This is a genomic window from Thiomicrospira cyclica ALM1 (assembly GCF_000214825.1).
GTDB classification, from domain to species: Bacteria; Pseudomonadota; Gammaproteobacteria; order Thiomicrospirales; family Thiomicrospiraceae; genus Thiomicrospira; species Thiomicrospira cyclica.
In genome coordinates this window covers 72,740-88,759 of record NC_015581.1, presented here as the reverse complement: position 1 = coordinate 88,759, position 16,020 = coordinate 72,740, and the positions used below count along the sequence as shown (strand labels likewise).

Below are 16,020 nucleotides of genomic sequence, written 5' to 3'. Positions count from 1 at the left end.
CCTTAAACGTTGGGGCGTGATTGGCTAATTAATCACGACCCCATTGATGATGTTGGGGGTCGGTCCGCAAGCTGACGGGCTCTTGATGAACAATCACGTCAGCTTGCGGATAAACCTCTTGAATTTTTTCGGTCACCATTTCCGCAATATGGTGGGCTTTTACCAGCGGCATACGATCATCCAATTCTAGATCAAACTGAATAAATACATTGGGTCCAGAGCGATAGGTGCGCAAGTCGTTAAAACCCTCTACACCACGCTGATTCATAATAATTTTGGCGATGGTTTGACGCATCTCGTCCGGTAATTCAATGTCCAGCAGTTGATTGGCCGAATCCCTGGCTAATTTTAATGCGCTCCAGCCGATAAAAAGTGCAATAAATAGGCCTAATACGGCATCAATCCAACCAAAATAAAAAGCCGCGAGCAATAACCCGATAATAACTAAGCTGTTGGCGGCTAAATCGGTGATGTAATGCAGCGCATCGGATTTAATGGCGGTGGACTGGGTTTGGCGCACCACATAGCGTTGAAACATGACCAGTAAGAAAGTTAGAAAAATTGAAATCACCATAATGATGATACCCAGGGTGATCTGCTCGATAGGCTGGGGGTTGATAAGGCGTTCAATCGCATAGATTAATAAGTAAAAGGCCGAACCTATAATAAAAACACTCTGCGCTAATGCCGCCAAGGGTTCGGCCTTACCGTGGCCAAAACGGTGTTCGGCATCGGCCGGTATTTGGGCAAACCGCACCGCCAGTAAAATCATTAACGAAGCGACCACATCTAAGGCCGAATCTAACAGCGATGCCAAAATACTGACCGAACCCGTGAACCACCAGCCCATAAACTTGAGCAGAATTAAGAACGATGCGACCGATACCGATGCATAGGTCGCAATTCGTGTCAGTTGCGGCTGAGAAACCCGCCAGGGACCAAGCTTAATCATTTAAGCCTCATGTTCATCTAACCAATGGGTACAAAAATTATCCAGGCAAGCTAGGCGCCGTTGTTCAATCGCTTGCGCCATGGCTTCACCTTTAAGCCCTGCCGACACAAGACTGCGTGGGTCGACATTCTGCACCGCCAGCAGTGCACCACGCCAGTAGGCTTTTTGTGGATAATCCGTCGTTTTAAAGCCTTTGCGTCCGCGACTATCGGCCTCGCAAACGGTCAAAACAGCATCAAATTCATCGGGTTGCCGAAACGCATCACAGCCTTTAAGCACGGCCAGCTGAGCCGTTAATGGCATGGTTGGGCCGCCAGCATGAATTTGACCATGCCATTCGGTCGCTCTGACCGCCAAGCGTTGCATGGTTTTGGGCACACGGTAACGCTGACAGAGCGCATTGACTAACGGCACGCCGGCCAATTCGTGCTGCGGATGGGAGGGCCAATAATCTTCTGGCGTCACCCCTTTCCCTAAATCATGAACTAGAGCAGCGAATCGAATCGCCAAATCATGACCCAGTTCGGCGGCGACATCAAGTACCATTAGGCTATGAGTGCCGGCGTCCCCTTCTGGATGGTGTTCGGGGGATTGTGGCACCTTAAATAGCCGGGCAAGTTCTGGAAACAATACCGCTAACGCACCCACCTCATGTAGGGTTTTAAAAAACAAACTCGGCTTGGGTGTCAACAAGGCTTTGCTGACTTCTTGCCAAACCCGTTCCGGCACTAGTGCGTGAAGCTCGCCACTTTGCACCATAGTATGCATTAGCGTAAGGGTTTCAGGCGCGACAGTGAAGTTTTTTTCAGCTAATTGCGCTCGAAACCGCGCGACCCGCAGTACCCGTAAGGGATCTTCCTCAAAAGCTGGCGATACATGACGTAACAAACGCGCATCCAAATCCTGCTTGCCGCCATAGGGATCGATAAGGTCACCGTTCTGCGCAACTGCCATCGCGTTGATGGTTAAATCACGACGAAGCAAGTCTTCCTCTAGCGTTACACCGGCGTCGGCATTGACTTCAAAACCGTGGTAGCCTTGCCCTTGTTTGCGCTCCGTTCGTGCCAGTGCATATTCTTCTCGACTGACCGGGTGGATAAAGACGGGGAAATCTTTGCCTACCTGTTGGCAACCGAGCGCGAGCATTTGCTCGATACTACCGCCGACCACCACCCAGTCTCGGTCGGCAATCGGGATATCGAGCAAGCCATCACGCACGGCACCGCCAACAAGGTAGATGTCCATAATTTACGCACTCGGTGGGTTGGCACGACCAGCATTGCGACGCCAAAAATCGAAACGCTGACGAGCTTTCATTTGACTAATGTAATCACTGAGGACCGCTTCAATCTGCCGCGGTTTAAAACCGGTCAAAGTAGCAAAGTCCTGCTTAGTAATCTGGGGGTTAGCTAAACGTTTATTTTGATAAGGCGTGGTAACCTGAAAAGGCGCCAAAGGCCCGAGTAACAGCATAAACTTGGTGTTGAGTTGACACATGGGAAGCAAGGTCGGGCTTTCTACGCCCTGAAATTGCGCAACCCAGCTGGCCAGGTCTTCAATCGTCATCACCTCATCACCCGCGAGCTCCCAAGTTTTTCCATAACTCTTGGGCTGTTTCACCGCGGCAGCTAAGGCGCGTGCAAAATCTCGCACCCACAGCGGCTGGACTTCGCGATCCGCATGCGGCAACATCAGTAGTTTAGCGCGCTGTAATTGGGCATTGTATAAGGTCGTTGTATCGTCGCCCTGGCCGATGAGCAGGCCTGGTCGCATAATGGTAACGAGCATTGTGCGTGACGCCAGTACCATATCATCAAGAATCGCGCAGAGTTGTGCCCAAGGCGTTTCCGCTTGCTCCCCCGCACCCAGCAGAGATAATTGAATCCATCGGGCAATCGCCTGTTCTTCGGCGGCCAATACCAGGCCTGCTTGTAATTCGCGTAACGCATCATCGCTACAGGCTTCATTTGCAATAGATTGGTCTGTTAACAGATTAATCACGGTATCTTGTTCTTGTAGATATGGGGTTAGAGCCTCTAGTGTCCATCCGCCGACATCGCGGACCTTAACATTCGGATAAAGCGCCAGCTCACGATTACGTGAGGCGCGCTTAACCACTGCGGTAACTTGATATTTTTGCTCACTTAAACGAGCAATTACTTCGCGCCCTAACCAACCGCCGGCGCCTAAAACGACGACTTTATTACCAAATTTCATCATCTTTCTATGCAATCCTATTAATGTGTTCGCGTATTTGCAAAATGCTGCAGCATATTAAGAAAAAGCCTGACAAGGGTCAAGCCAGAAAAGCTGACTGTTAATAAGTTACAATAGCGCGTAACGGTTTATTAATCTAGTCAATTTCGGAGATACTATGGCAACAGCCCCACAAAGCCTGCCCATTTCAGCCTATAAGAGCAGTAAGAAAGACGAGCTTTATCTAATGATTCCGCAAAGCTCAAAATTGAGTGATTTACCTGCGGAATTGCGCGTTATGTTTGGCGAAGCACAACATGTGTTGGACTTTGAAATGACGCCAGCCCGTAAAATGGGTCGCGAAGATCCGCAAAAAGTTTGGGATGCCTTGCAGCAAAAAGGGTATTTTATCCAGCTACCGCCACAAGAAGTTGAAAAACTCAGTGATATGCCACCGCCTCCAGAGCGTCTTGATAATATTTTTTAGAGTCTTTTAATTCCCTAGTAAAACACTAGGGCTTTAATCAAACGGCGTTTGGATATAGAATGTTGAAGGTCTGTATCTTTTTTGTTTTTAGTGATTTTTAATCCGAGGAATGTAACTATGAGTTTTAAACTGCCCGATTTAGCCTATGACTACAATGCGCTTAACTCTGCGATTGATGCGCAAACCATGGAAATCCACCACTCGAAACACCACAATACCTATGTAACCAACCTTAACAATGCCCTCGCTGGTAGTGAGCATGAAGGTAAGGATTTAGAAGAGTTGGTTCGTAACGCTGGCGCAATTTCACCTGCGGTACGTAATAACGGTGGTGGTCACTGGAACCATAGCTTTTTTTGGGATCTGATGACACCTGATAGCATGGGCGCACCAACTGGCACCTTGGCTGATGATATCAAAGCCACTTTTGGCGACTTTGACAGCTTCAAAACCCAATTCACCCAAGCCGGTTTAACTCGCTTTGGTTCCGGCTGGGCTTGGTTGATTGTTAATGCAGAGGGCAAATTACAAATTACGTCAACCCCAAATCAAGACAACCCATTAATGGATATTGCCGAAGTAAAAGGCTCTCCGATTCTTGGTTTAGATGTTTGGGAACACGCCTATTACTTGCGTTACCAAAACCGTCGTCCTGACTATATTAATGCTTGGTGGGATGTGGTTAACTGGAACAAGGTCGCTGATCTGTATCAAGTGAACAAGTAAACTTTAGTTTCACTTGTTGTAATCAGGCCGGCTCAGATTTCTTTTGAGTCAGCCTGATTCTTTTAGGCTAGGCGTTTTAGAGTACGCCGCGCTTTTTGGCCAAGAAGCCAATGAAATAAAACACAACCAAAACAGCTAAACCCAGCCATAAATCATCAACCCCTGCTAACAGGCTGATCAACCAAGGGGTGAGCAGACTGGTTAATAAACCAAAGCCAACCGCACAAAACACAATGAACAGGGTTAACTTGAGCAGTATGTTTAAGCCACCAATTTGTTGTTTCAGCACATTCAAAATGTCTTTACCATAAATTACCAGTAGTGTAGCCATCATAGCTAAACCCAATTCACTCAAATAAGGACGTAGAAACCCTGAAAACCCGATTAGTACATCACTAAATAGTTCATTCATCTTGCTACCTCCTCCAAGGTCATTGTCATGACATGACGAGCGCCAGCGGCCAATTCATAACCATTCTGTAACGCGTTACCCGCCTCGATACACACCATATGTTGATATTGACCATCTGGCATATCGGCAAAGGCTTTAACACCTTCCGCACCCGGGTTCCAAACGATGGTGCTGGCGCTGTTGCTCTTATCCATTTTAATATCACGCCCTTGATCTTTGATGACGACTGCACCGATGTGATCGACATAGACGCAGTCCATCGGTGCTTGCACCTTTAGCCTATCGGTTTGAGTAAAGGGAGCAAAATCTTGGTTTTTATCATAATAAGTGATGCCTTCCAAACCTTCAACTACCAGGCCTGGCGCTTGGGCAACTTTAAAGTAGGTGTGCAAGGCTTCGGTGACATACCAGGCCTGGTCACTGCGGTTTTCGCCAATCAGCTCGACCGTTAATTGCTTCCCGAGGGTAATGGCTAGGCTGAGTTTAAAATCGTGTGACCAGGCTTTTTCAATCGACGCATTTGGGGTTAGGCTTAATACCACTTGGGTAGCATCACCGATTGATTCGACCGATTCAACCTCCCACAATTCATAACGTGCAAAACCGTGCGCTTTTTTGACGGCATCGGTTGGGTCTGCGCCCATTTTGCTAGCATCATAAGCACCAAACCACGGCCAACACACCGGCACCCCACCGCGCACTGGCTTACTGCCGTCATAAATCGCGGTATCGCTCACCCATAATAGATCGCTGCCACCTGCAGGGATGTAACTTAGCAGGGTCGCCCCATGAGTCGTCACTGTGGCTTGGCCGTAACGATTGTTTAGCTCAATCATTACCAACTGGTCGCGCTGATAAAAACGCACATTGGGGTGATCAAAACGCTGTTGTAATTGGTCGAGCATGATATGTCCTTAGGTTTTAAAAGCAGATAGTGTTTAGCGCGCAGCCTTCGATTTTTGCTGTGCAAAAAGAGGCGGCGTTCAGGGGTAGCTAAGACCCTAGTAAAACCCTCTTAAAATACTTAGCTTCGCCATTCAGTAAGCGTTTTTTGCAATAACTCAGCCGGATAATCACCGCTAATATAAGCTTGGCCAATTGATTTTAGTAGTACCAAGCGCACTTTACCGGCTTGGACTTTTTTATCGCCGGCCATATAGTGCATAAATTGTTCGTTACTTAATTCATTTGGCGGATAAATAGGCAGTTTGGCGCGTTTAAAAATTGCGCCAATACGTTCAACATCGGCCGCGCTTAAATCCCCTAACAGCTGTGACATATAAGCCGCTTGCATCATACCGGCACTAATCGCTTCACCGTGCAACCAAGCACCATAACCCATGCCCGCTTCAATCGCATGACCAAAGGTATGTCCCAAATTCAACAAAGCACGCTGACCTTGCTCGGTCTCATCCGCCGCGACGATATCGGCTTTATTCTGGCAAGAGCGTTCAATCGCTTGCGCTAATAATGCATGATCCCGCGCCATCAAACCTTCAAGGTTCTGCTCCAGCCATTCAAAAAACGCAAGATCACGAATGAGGCCATATTTAATCACTTCCGCCAGGCCTGCTGACAGCTGACGGTCTTCCAGCGTATTCAAGGTCAAAGTATCAATCACCACCGCTTGCGGCTGATGAAACGCACCGATCATATTTTTACCCTGCGGATGGTTGACCCCGGTTTTGCCCCCTACCGACGAATCCACTTGCGATAACAAAGTCGTTGGAATTTGAATAAACGGCACCCCACGTTGATAGGCTGCCGCCGCAAAACCGGTCATATCACCAATCACACCACCGCCTAATGCCACCAGCGTAGATTTGCGATCAAAATGGCCGCCGATCAACTGGTCAAAAATTCGATTAAGAATCTCTAAATTTTTATACTCCTCACCATCCGGCAAGACCACCGCATCGACTTGCAAATCAGTAAACAACGCTTTGGCGCGGTCTAAATATAAGGGCGCGACCGTGCTATTGGTGACAATCATCACCTGAGTGCCTTTGACAAAAGGAGCGACTAGGCCGGGTTGTTGTAATAAATCCTGACCAATAAAAATTGGATAACTGCGTTCTGCTAAATCTACGGTTAAGGTAATCAATGGACTGTCCTAAAATTTCGATTGAAAATACGAAGCGGGTTGGTTAGCTCCGGTTATGACACCACACCTTCGCGTACTAATTGGTCTTGAATATGACGCACCACACGGAACACTGAGGCTTGCTGAGTATCAACGATTAGATCAGCAACCCCTTCATAGAGGGGGCCCCGTTCCGTAAGCAAGCGCTCAATAACCGTTTCCGGATTTTCCGTTTGCAATAACGGACGGTTGCGGTCATTTTTGGTACGCTGAATCAGCGCTGGCAGGGTTGAGCGCAAGTAAACCACAAAGCCGCGTGCGGCAAGATGACGACGGTTTTCAGCTGATAACACCGCACCGCCCCCTGTGGCAAGCACCAGGCCTGGTTGTTGGGTGATATCATCAATGACCGTCGTTTCTCGCGCTCGGAAACCGGCTTCACCTTCAATATCAAAAATAACCGGAATAGTTACACCCGTGCGCGCTTCAATTTCATGGTCGCTATCCATAAAATCATAGCCGAGTTTTTCGGCCAAAATGCGTCCCACTGTCGATTTTCCGGCGCCCATCGGCCCTACTAAGAAGATACTTTGTTTATTCATAGTGAAATTGTATCCAAAATTTGCAATTTGCGGCATAAAACCTACAGGAAAATGAACGGTTTTTTGATAAACTGTTAGATTATTTACCATTAGTGTATTTTTATGTTAGGTCAACTCTATGTTATTTCAGCGCCGTCTGGTGCTGGCAAAACGTCACTGGTCTCCCGTTTGCTCGAAATAGACCCGATGATTAAGGTCTCTGTATCTACCACAACCCGCGCACCCAGACCCGGTGAGCGCGATGGAGTAAACTATCATTTTGTTGATAAAGCGACTTTTGAACAACAGGTCGCCGCGGGTGATTTTTTAGAGCATGCCCAGGTATTCGATAATTACTACGGCACTAGCCGTTCCGTTGTGATGCAACAACTGGATGCCGGCCTTGATGTGATCTTAGAAATTGATTGGCAAGGCGCACAACAAATTCGACAAGAATTTACGCAATTAACCAGTATTTTTATTGCCCCGCCTTCCTTGAGTGAGCTGGAACGTCGTCTTAAAGGTCGGGCAACGGATGCGCCCGAAGTGATTGCAAAACGGATGAGCGAGGCCAACCGAGAATTAAGTCATTATCACGAATTTGAGTATCTGATTATTAATGACGACTTTGATAGCGCTTTGATGCATTTACATAGTATTTTTGTCGCCAATCGCCAAACCCTCAACTACCAAAAAACCAAGCACGCTAGCTTATTAAGCCAACTTATTCCAACCTGATCCGGGAGTCCTTATGCCAGGTTTTGAACTTTTTGATGAACACGAAAAACAGCAAGTTGCTGAAGTGATGGAGAAAGGCTTTACCTTTCGCTACAACTTTGATGGCCTGCGCAACGGGGTTTGGAAAGCCCGAGAAATGGAACAGATGATCCAACGCGATTTGCCGGTGAAACATGCGCACCTAGTGTCCAGCGGTACGTCTGCACTTACCGTCGCTATGGCAGCCGCTGGCATTGGTGCCGGTGACGAAGTCATCGTCCCGCCCTTTACCTTTGTAGCGTCGGTTGAAGCAATCGTTTTAGCGGGTGCCATTCCGGTATTTGCTGAAATTGATGAAACCCTATGCTTATCACCCGAAGGCATAGAAGCCGCGATTACCCCGCGCACTAAGGGCGTTAACTTTGTGCATATGTGCGGCTCAGGCGGTTATATGGATAAAGTCCGCGCAGTCTGTGACAAGCACAATATCATTTTAATGGAAGATGCTTGCCAAGCTACCGGTGCCACCTACCAAGGTCGCGCTTTGGGGACTTGGGGACAAGTGGGCACCTTCTCATTTGATTCGGTCAAAACGGTATCTTGCGGTGAAGGTGGGGCGGTAATTACCGATGACACGGCGATTTACGATGCCGCGCACCAGTACTCGGATCATGGCCATGATCATATCGGTTCTGACCGTGGCGCCGAAACCCACCCGATTATGGGGGCCAATTACCGTATTTCTGAAATGAATGCGGCGGTCGGCGTCGCGCAATGGCAAAAACTGCCGCGTATTTTGGAGATTCAGCGTCGTAACAAAAAGGCGCTGAAATCGGCGATGGCGCAATACGCCGAAGTGTCCTTCCGTGACATTGCTGATGAAGCCAATGAAAACGCCGGCTTCCTAAGCTTTATGCTACCAACCGAAGTCCGCACTCGTGAAGTATTAGCCGGTCTGCAAGCAGCGGGGATTCCAGCGGTGTTCTATTGGTATGGCAATAACTGGCACTATCTTAAAAACTGGCACCATATTCAACAGATGAAAGGCCCAGCAAAATTACCGATTGAATTAATCGCCGACCGCCCTGATTACTCTCAGGTTAAAACACCTAAGTCGGATGCGATTATGAGCCGCACGCTCTCGATGCTGATTAATTTAAGCTGGACCGATGCCGACATTCAAAAGCGCCTAGACGCGTTTGCTAACGTTTTCAAAAAGTAAGGACTCCCACATGAAATTTCGTAATTTTAAAACCGTGCCACGGATGATTTTTGGCCGTGGCTCCTTTGAACAGCTTGATGATGTCTTAGCCGAACAACGCCAAACCGACCGCGATTTTGTGGTCTTTGCCGTCGATAGTGTTCATAAAGGCAAGCCGCTGGAAGGACGTATTCCAACACGTCCACAGGATATGATTTTATGGGTCGATGTTACCGATGAACCCAAAACCACTTATGTGGATGCACTGACCATTGAAGTACAGAAATTTGGCAAGGGTAATAATCCGGTTTCCGTAGTTGGTTTGGGCGGTGGTTCAACGTTGGACTTGGCTAAAGCGATTTCGTTGATGTTAACTAATGAAGGCGGTTCCGCGTCTTACCAGGGTTGGGATTTAATTAAAAACCCGGCGGTGCATCATATCGGCATCCCCACTTTGTCAGGCACCGGTGCGGAAGCCTCGCGTACCACGGTATTAACCGGCCCCGATAAAAAGCTGGGCATGAACTCTGACTATACGGTGTTCGACCAAATTATTATGGACCCAGATTTAATTAAAGGCGTGCCAACCGAGCAGTGGTTCTATACCGGCATGGATTGCTACATTCACGGCATAGAAGCCTTGAACGGAACCTACATCAATGAATTTGCACGTGCGTTTGGTGAAAAGTCCCTCGACTTGTGTCGTGAAGTTTATATAGATGATCATCCAGATGCCGATGAGAAGCTGATGATGGCTTCCTACATGGGTGGGCAAAGTATTGCCTACAGCCAGGTCGGTGCCTGCCATGCGCTATCTTACGGTTTGTCGTATGTGCTAGGTTATCACCACGGCATTGGCAACTGTATTGTGATGGATGTGCTCGACGAGTTTTATCCAGAAGGCGTCCGTGAATTCCGCGAGATGATGAAAAAACATAACATCACCCTACCGAAAGGCATTACCAAAGGTATGTCGGAAGATGATATGCAAAAGATGATTCGCGTATCGTCCGGTCTAGCGCCCTTGTGGGATAACGTGTATGGCCCAGACTGGCAGCAGCAGGTCACACCCGCCTTGTTACGTTCCTTATTTGAGAAAATGTAATGCAAACCTATGTGTTTATTCCCGCGCGCTATGGTAGCTCGCGGCTACCGGGTAAGCCGTTAAAACTCATCGCCGGCAAACCAATGATTCAGCATGTCTATGAACGGATTGCGAAGGCTGAAGGCTTAGCAGGGGTCTATGTGGCTACTGATGATGAGCGCATTGCAACAGTGGTGCGCAATTTTGGTGGCCAGGTTGTGATGACACCGGTTGAAGCCGCATCTGGCACGGATCGCATTGCCGCGGCCGCCGCGGCTTTGAATTTGGCTGATGATAGTTTGATTGTGAATGTCCAGGGCGACCAGCCCCTGGTACATCATGAATCCATTGAAGCCGTTATCGCTCCATTCAAGGAGCCTGATTATGACGGCTCTTTTGCAATGAGCACCTTGTCGTTTAAGATTATCAATGAAGCGGAAATTACCAGCCCTAAAGATGTCAAATTGGTGACGGATGTCCATGGTTTTGCGCTGTATTTTTCTCGCGCGACCATTCCACATGGCCGTGATTATTGGGACCATGATTCTTACAAGCATTTGGGTGTTTATGCCTACACCAAAGCGTTTGTCGATGCCTATGCGAGCTGGCCATTAGGCCGCTTAGAGGACATTGAAAAACTAGAACAACTGCGAGTTTTGGAACAGGGCCACAAAATTAAAGTGGTTGAAAGTCGCTATGATTCACCGGAGGTGGATGTCCCTGGTGATTTAGAGATTATGGAAGCCTTGTTATTGTCTGGTCACTAACATGTCCGGTAAGCTGTGGCCATATCAACTATTAATCCGCATATTTGTTCCCCTACTGTTAATTTGGCTTGGGTGGGAGGCATTTAAACGCCAAGGCGGCTGGCAATTTATCATGCAACGCCTAGGATGGGGATATCGCCGGCACGCTCACCCGAAAGCCAATGCCCAACAACCGCTTTCATGCTCAAGCCCGATTTGGATTCATTGCGCCTCAGTGGGTGAAGTGCGTCTAGTCACTCCATTAATTTTGGCCGAGCCTAACCAGGCCTGGTTAATCAGTTGCAATACCCCCACCGGCTATCGTGCAGCGCAAGCCATTACGCACGCGCATCTCAAAATCAGCTATCTCCCTCTGGATTACCCCCGTTCGATTCGTCGATTCTTAACTAATTGGCAACCGCAAGCACTCTGGGTAGTGGAAACCGAACTTTGGCCGAATTTGTTTCAAACAGTGAAATCGGCCGGTCTACCGATTACGCTGATTAATGGTCGCCTGTCTGCTAAAAGCTTGAGCGCGCCCAACTGGTTACAACACGCTTACCAGGCCTGCTTTAATGCCTGCGATGCCATTTTAGTCCGCCATGTCAGCGATGCTGACGATTTTATCCGACTCGGTGCGCCTGCGGAAAAGTTACAGGTGCTCGGCAATCTTAAGCTTAGTAATTTGCAACAGTTGCCCCATTTTCCTAAAGCCTATGCCCATGACTATGTGCTGATTGCGTCAAGTCATCAGGATGAAGACATTAGCCTGATTGAGCACTGGCTTGGCTTGGGACGCGAGGAGTTATTGGTGGTTGTGCCACGTCATCCGCATCAGGGTGAGCGATTGTTGCAAAAACTGATTAGCCAAAATCATCCCGCTTATCGGGTTAAGGATTTACCGGCACAGGCCAATGCCGGTCGTATTTGTGTCGATAATCGTTTTGGACAGCTGTTACCCTGGTTTGAACATGCCAAATTGGTGATTATGGGCGGTTCATTTGTACCCAAGGGTGGCCATAATTTTTTAGAGGCGGCCGCTTATGGTCGTTGTATTTTGACCGGACCGGATAATCGTGACTTTGCCCAGGAAGCAGCGCTATTTGAACGAGAAGGTGGGCTCATTATTTGCCCGGATTATGACAAGTTACAACAACACATAAACCAGTTGTTGAGCAATGGTGCGTTGTGCGAGCGTTATGGCAACCGCGCGGCACAACTTATTGCGCAACAGCCGGATGTATTAACGGCCTACCGACAGGCGTTAGGCCGTATTCATCAACAACAAGGTTCAGCGTAAATTAACGCATGGTCACTAATTCTTCCGCTGAGCTCGGATGAATCGCAATCGTTGCATCTAAATCCGACTTGCGCGCGTTCATTTGCACAGCCACTGCGAAACCTTGAAGCATTTCATCAGCACCATCGCCAACAATGTGAATACCCACGACGCGTTCTTCCGGGCCATAAACCACCAGTTTCAAAGCGGTTTTGATTTGGTGCTTGGTAAAGGCATAACGCATCGGCGTAAACACCGAGGTGTAAACCTTCACATTATCATGACCATAAGCCTTGCGTGCATCATGCTCCGCAAGCCCCACGGTACCAACCGGCGGATGAGAGAAAATAACCGTTGGTACAGCATGCAGGTCGAGTTTCAAATGCGGCTTACCGTTATAAAGACGCTCCGCCAAGAAGCGACCGGCACGAATGGCTACCGGAGTTAATTGCGGTTGGCCGGTAACATCACCAATCGCATAGATATTCGCTACACCGGTATGATGGCACGAATCTACCTCAATGGTGCCTCGGTTAGTCGGCTCAATGCCGACATTTTCTAATGCCAATGGCTCGAGTAAATTACGACGACCCACAGCCCAAACGACTTCATCAAATCCGCTTAAAACTTGACCGTCTTCACTAACTACCGTAATTGTGCCATCGGCAATGCGCTCCAGCTTCTTTACACGGAAGTGGTATTCCTTATGGATGCCACTTTCGATCATCGCATCAGTCAGGGTTTCTCGAATCATGTCATCAAAACCACGCAACACCAGGTCTTTACGACTAATTAAGCTAACATCGGTACCTAAGGCTTGAAACACACCGGCCAATTCCACCGCAATATAGCCACTGCCAATAACCGCCACTTTTTTAGGCTGTTTGGTTAGGGCAAAGAAACCATCGGAAGTTAAACCCAATTCGGCACCTTCGGTTTCTTGTGGAATATCAGGGATACCACCGGGACTAATCACGATGACTTCAGCGGTATAGCGTTTACCGTCTACTTCGATGGTATTGGCGTCAATAAAACGACCCCAACCCTGGAGCACATCAACGCCCAGTTTTTCCATATAACCACCGAACCAGGTGTTGATGTTTTTAATGTAGGTTTCACGCTGTTCAACCAGTTTGGCCCAAGAAAAACCTTTTACATCTAGGTCAAAACCGTAATCTGGTGCATCACGCAAAGCCTCGGCAATATGGGCGCCGAACCACATGACTTTTTTCGGGACACAGCCAATGTTGACGCAGGTTCCACCAAGTTTTTTGGCCTCAACAACCGCACATTTTTTGCCGTACTCAGCTGCTCGCTCTACTACTGACAAACCACCACTACCACCACCGATGGCAATCAAATCATAATCGTATTTCATCTATTATCCTTATAGTGCCTATCTATTAAAGGCCAGAGACAAAAACAGGGAGCTAAATGACTTAGCTCCCTGTTTTATTGTGCATCTAACTCACTAAAAACGGAGGTTACGCCGTTTTTTGTTTAGCCAAGTAAATCTCTAAATCATCAGAACCACCAATATGCTGACCTTCAATGAAAACTTGTGGCACAGTGTCACGATTTGCTACGGCACGAAGTGTACGTGAGGTTAAGCCGCTGTTGCTGATCATGATTTCTTCAAACTTAATACCCGCGTCTTCAAGTGCGGCCTTCGCTTTAGAACAGAAAGGGCAACCGATTTTAGTGAAAATCGTCGCAACGGGTGGCTTAGCGGCATTGGGGTTGATGAAATTTAACATGCTATCGGCATCAGATACTTCAAATGGATCGCCATCAACTTCTGGCTCGATGAACATTTTTTCGATCACGCCATCTTTTACCAGCATAGAATAACGCCATGAGCGCTTACCAAAACCTAGGTTGTTTTTGTCTACCAACATTCCCATGCCTTCCGAAAAGTCACCGTTACCATCAGGAAGCAGAATAATGTTTTCAGCTTCTTGGTCACGCGCCCACTCATTCATTACAAAGGTGTCGTTTACTGACAAACAAACAATGCTATCAACACCATTTTTGAAAAACACGGGTGCCAACTCGTTGTAACGTGGCAAGTGCGTTGAAGAACAGGTTGGGGTAAAAGCACCTGGCAGTGCAAATACGATAACAGTTTTACCTTTGAATAGCTCATCTGAAGTGACGTTAACCCATTCACCATTTTGACGAGTTGGGAACGTAACGTTAGGAACTTGCTGACCTTCTTTGTTGACTAATGCCATTAGAATCTCCTTAAAGATTTATCTATACATAAAATTAACTTATAAACTTAAGACCAGTATAACCTGTTCTTTAATTTTTTTAATTACAAATAAAAATAGGGGCGATAGTTTTAAACTATCACCCCTATAAGATGAACTAGGACGCTAAATTATTCAGCTAGCATCAATTCAAAACGACGGTTTTGAACACGACCTGCTTCGGTGTCGTTACTTGCCGCTGGCTGTGTAAGACCAAAGGCGACTGTTTCAATGCGTGAAGCAGGAACACCTTTATTTAATAGGTAAGTTTGGGCAGCATTCGCACGACGCTCAGATAAAGCTAAGTTATATGCTGGAGTACCAATCGTACAAGTGTGACCATGAACCACCGCGCGCTCATTTGGGTTGGCATTCAAAAACGCAGCAAAACGATCTAAACGCTCAAAATCTTTAGAATCCAAGTCAGCACGATCAAAACCGAACAAACCAACAATTTTTTCTGGCGCTGATGGCGCGGCAACATCCAGCACAGGAGCCGGGGCTATAGAGGCTGATTTGTCAGCAACCTGCTCTTCCCAGCCTTCGCACTTGGCAATAGCCGTTTCTTTTGACCAATGGATGCTGCGTACGCACCCACCAGAGGTAGTACGGACGATGTTGCCTTCTGAGTTAATAACATATGCTGGTGAACCATTATGATGGATGTCGCCTGCATTTGCATTCATGCTCATTGCAAATAAGCTTGCAATAGCAAGACCAGTAACTTTCAATTTCATTGCGTTTCTCCTAGAAACAGTGATAGATGAATTCTCATTAAAATTTTAACATAACCTTGTGAAAAAAAAGTAATTTGATTCAAACATAATGAATTTTATTGACCCTATTAGTGGGGTTTTACACCTTGTAAGGACAACAATAGCGCATCGAGTACTTCTAGAGTTTGTGCATGTGCCATCATCAAACCAGCGCCTTGATCAAAACCTTGCGTTTGGCAGATCCTGAGTGCTGATACAAATTGTTTACCTAATGGACTGCCCTCGTAAGCACTCACATCAAGCATGGCGGCTAAGGCGCCCACATTTTGCAATAAACACGCGGCATGTATTGGCATTACGGCAGAGCCTGCGGAATCTTGAGTGACCGGCAAGAGTGGATCAACGACCTTTCGTTCGATTAATAATCGCACAACCCAATAATTCATTTGTGTATCGGCTTCACTTTCAAGCGCGTGTAGAAAAACATCACTGGCTTGTAGTGATACATCGGATAATAACTTATCGACCAGAGTATTAAATGGCTCCCTAAGGGCATTATCAGCACAAAACAATGACATACTTTATCCT

General features: G+C 47.4%; 18 protein-coding genes. 7 read left to right on the top strand and 11 right to left on the bottom strand.

Annotated elements, in window-relative coordinates; genetic code table 11:
- Positions 1-28: 28 nt before the first annotated feature.
- The 3 genes from THICY_RS00435 to THICY_RS00425 are packed head-to-tail and all read right to left on the bottom strand — an operon-like array spanning position 29 to position 3,172.
- Complete coding sequence (locus tag THICY_RS00435) at positions 29-952, bottom strand: cation diffusion facilitator family transporter (RefSeq protein ID WP_013834649.1); 924 nt, start codon at positions 950-952, stop codon at positions 29-31.
- Entirely contained in the window at positions 953-2,197 is a 1,245-nt protein-coding gene (locus THICY_RS00430; protein ID WP_013834648.1) for a multifunctional CCA addition/repair protein, read from the bottom strand.
- Positions 2,198-2,200: 3 nt separating this feature from the next.
- Complete coding sequence (locus THICY_RS00425; protein ID WP_013834647.1) at positions 2,201-3,172, bottom strand: SDR family oxidoreductase; 972 nt, start codon at positions 3,170-3,172, stop codon at positions 2,201-2,203.
- A 154-nt stretch (positions 3,173-3,326) separates the two neighbouring features.
- Between THICY_RS00425 and THICY_RS00420 the strand changes: the two genes are divergently transcribed.
- Positions 3,327-3,635, top strand: coding sequence for a YcgL domain-containing protein (locus tag THICY_RS00420; protein WP_013834646.1), 309 nt, complete (start codon positions 3,327-3,329; stop codon positions 3,633-3,635).
- A gap of 117 nt (positions 3,636-3,752) precedes the next feature.
- Positions 3,753-4,361, top strand: coding sequence for a superoxide dismutase (locus THICY_RS00415; protein ID WP_013834645.1), 609 nt, complete (start codon positions 3,753-3,755; stop codon positions 4,359-4,361).
- 76 nt (positions 4,362-4,437) lie between these two features.
- Here THICY_RS00415 and THICY_RS00410 read toward each other — a convergent pair whose 3' ends face one another.
- The 4 genes from THICY_RS00410 to aroK form a co-directional block, all read right to left on the bottom strand.
- Positions 4,438-4,773: a DUF3392 domain-containing protein gene (locus tag THICY_RS00410; protein WP_013834644.1), complete on the bottom strand. Its 336-nt coding sequence runs from the start codon at positions 4,771-4,773 to the stop codon at positions 4,438-4,440.
- Positions 4,770-5,678: a D-hexose-6-phosphate mutarotase gene (locus tag THICY_RS00405; protein WP_013834643.1), complete on the bottom strand. Its 909-nt coding sequence runs from the start codon at positions 5,676-5,678 to the stop codon at positions 4,770-4,772. The genes THICY_RS00410 and THICY_RS00405 overlap by 4 nt, the downstream gene beginning before the upstream one ends.
- A gap of 119 nt (positions 5,679-5,797) precedes the next feature.
- Positions 5,798-6,877: a 3-dehydroquinate synthase gene (gene aroB, locus THICY_RS00400; RefSeq protein ID WP_013834642.1), complete on the bottom strand. Its 1,080-nt coding sequence runs from the start codon at positions 6,875-6,877 to the stop codon at positions 5,798-5,800.
- A gap of 53 nt (positions 6,878-6,930) precedes the next feature.
- The gene (gene aroK / locus THICY_RS00395; RefSeq protein WP_013834641.1) at positions 6,931-7,458 is read right to left on the bottom strand and encodes a shikimate kinase AroK; all 528 of its coding nucleotides are present in this window, start codon (positions 7,456-7,458) and stop codon (positions 6,931-6,933) included.
- Positions 7,459-7,560: 102 nt separating this feature from the next.
- On the opposite strand from aroK, the gene gmk reads away from it, so the two are divergent.
- The 5 genes from gmk to THICY_RS00370 are packed head-to-tail and all read left to right on the top strand — an operon-like array spanning position 7,561 to position 12,485.
- A complete protein-coding gene (gmk, locus tag THICY_RS00390) occupies positions 7,561-8,175 on the top strand; it encodes a guanylate kinase (protein WP_013834640.1) in 615 nt (204 codons plus the stop codon).
- A 13-nt stretch (positions 8,176-8,188) separates the two neighbouring features.
- Entirely contained in the window at positions 8,189-9,376 is a 1,188-nt protein-coding gene (locus THICY_RS00385; protein ID WP_013834639.1) for a DegT/DnrJ/EryC1/StrS family aminotransferase, read from the top strand.
- A 10-nt stretch (positions 9,377-9,386) separates the two neighbouring features.
- Positions 9,387-10,460 carry an iron-containing alcohol dehydrogenase family protein gene (locus THICY_RS00380; protein WP_013834638.1) on the top strand — a complete coding sequence of 358 codons (1,074 nt, stop codon included), beginning with the start codon at positions 9,387-9,389 and terminating at the stop codon, positions 10,458-10,460.
- Complete coding sequence (gene kdsB, locus THICY_RS00375; protein ID WP_013834637.1) at positions 10,460-11,206, top strand: 3-deoxy-manno-octulosonate cytidylyltransferase; 747 nt, start codon at positions 10,460-10,462, stop codon at positions 11,204-11,206. The genes THICY_RS00380 and kdsB overlap by 1 nt, the downstream gene beginning before the upstream one ends.
- Before the next feature lies 1 nt (position 11,207).
- Positions 11,208-12,485: a 3-deoxy-D-manno-octulosonic acid transferase gene (locus tag THICY_RS00370; protein ID WP_013834636.1), complete on the top strand. Its 1,278-nt coding sequence runs from the start codon at positions 11,208-11,210 to the stop codon at positions 12,483-12,485.
- Position 12,486: 1 nt separating this feature from the next.
- Here THICY_RS00370 and gorA read toward each other — a convergent pair whose 3' ends face one another.
- From gorA to THICY_RS00350, 4 genes are all read right to left on the bottom strand, one after another.
- On the bottom strand, positions 12,487-13,842 hold the full coding sequence (gorA, locus tag THICY_RS00365; RefSeq protein ID WP_013834635.1) for a glutathione-disulfide reductase: 1,356 nt from the start codon (positions 13,840-13,842) through the stop codon (positions 12,487-12,489).
- 106 nt (positions 13,843-13,948) lie between these two features.
- A complete protein-coding gene (locus THICY_RS08850) occupies positions 13,949-14,698 on the bottom strand; it encodes a glutathione peroxidase (protein WP_013834634.1) in 750 nt (249 codons plus the stop codon).
- Between the two features lie 149 nt (positions 14,699-14,847).
- Complete coding sequence (locus tag THICY_RS00355) at positions 14,848-15,453, bottom strand: OmpA family protein (RefSeq protein WP_013834633.1); 606 nt, start codon at positions 15,451-15,453, stop codon at positions 14,848-14,850.
- Positions 15,454-15,560: 107 nt separating this feature from the next.
- Positions 15,561-16,010 (bottom strand): hypothetical protein, encoded by a 450-nt coding sequence (locus THICY_RS00350; RefSeq protein WP_013834632.1) that lies wholly within the window; start codon positions 16,008-16,010, stop codon positions 15,561-15,563.
- Positions 16,011-16,020: the final 10 nt, after the last annotated feature.

Bases quoted from the DNA above. Each gene is read 5' to 3' on its own strand.
- gmk (WP_013834640.1), top strand. From the start codon at position 7,561: ATGTTAGGTCAACTCTATGTTATTTCAGCGCCGTCTGGTGCTGGCAAA.
- kdsB (WP_013834637.1), top strand. From the start codon at position 10,460: ATGCAAACCTATGTGTTTATTCCCGCGCGCTATGGTAGCTCGCGGCTA.
- THICY_RS00355 (WP_013834633.1), bottom strand. From the start codon at position 15,453: ATGAAATTGAAAGTTACTGGTCTTGCTATTGCAAGCTTATTTGCAATG.
- THICY_RS00370 (WP_013834636.1), top strand. From the start codon at position 11,208: ATGTCCGGTAAGCTGTGGCCATATCAACTATTAATCCGCATATTTGTT.
- THICY_RS00415 (WP_013834645.1), top strand. From the start codon at position 3,753: ATGAGTTTTAAACTGCCCGATTTAGCCTATGACTACAATGCGCTTAAC.
- gorA (WP_013834635.1), bottom strand. From the start codon at position 13,842: ATGAAATACGATTATGATTTGATTGCCATCGGTGGTGGTAGTGGTGGT.
- THICY_RS00385 (WP_013834639.1), top strand. From the start codon at position 8,189: ATGCCAGGTTTTGAACTTTTTGATGAACACGAAAAACAGCAAGTTGCT.
- THICY_RS08850 (WP_013834634.1), bottom strand. From the start codon at position 14,698: ATGGCATTAGTCAACAAAGAAGGTCAGCAAGTTCCTAACGTTACGTTC.
- THICY_RS00435 (WP_013834649.1), bottom strand. From the start codon at position 952: ATGATTAAGCTTGGTCCCTGGCGGGTTTCTCAGCCGCAACTGACACGA.
- THICY_RS00410 (WP_013834644.1), bottom strand. From the start codon at position 4,773: ATGAATGAACTATTTAGTGATGTACTAATCGGGTTTTCAGGGTTTCTA.
- THICY_RS00425 (WP_013834647.1), bottom strand. From the start codon at position 3,172: ATGATGAAATTTGGTAATAAAGTCGTCGTTTTAGGCGCCGGCGGTTGG.
- aroK (WP_013834641.1), bottom strand. From the start codon at position 7,458: ATGAATAAACAAAGTATCTTCTTAGTAGGGCCGATGGGCGCCGGAAAA.
- THICY_RS00405 (WP_013834643.1), bottom strand. From the start codon at position 5,678: ATGCTCGACCAATTACAACAGCGTTTTGATCACCCCAATGTGCGTTTT.
- THICY_RS00380 (WP_013834638.1), top strand. From the start codon at position 9,387: ATGAAATTTCGTAATTTTAAAACCGTGCCACGGATGATTTTTGGCCGT.
- THICY_RS00350 (WP_013834632.1), bottom strand. From the start codon at position 16,010: ATGTCATTGTTTTGTGCTGATAATGCCCTTAGGGAGCCATTTAATACT.
- THICY_RS00430 (WP_013834648.1), bottom strand. From the start codon at position 2,197: ATGGACATCTACCTTGTTGGCGGTGCCGTGCGTGATGGCTTGCTCGAT.
- THICY_RS00420 (WP_013834646.1), top strand. From the start codon at position 3,327: ATGGCAACAGCCCCACAAAGCCTGCCCATTTCAGCCTATAAGAGCAGT.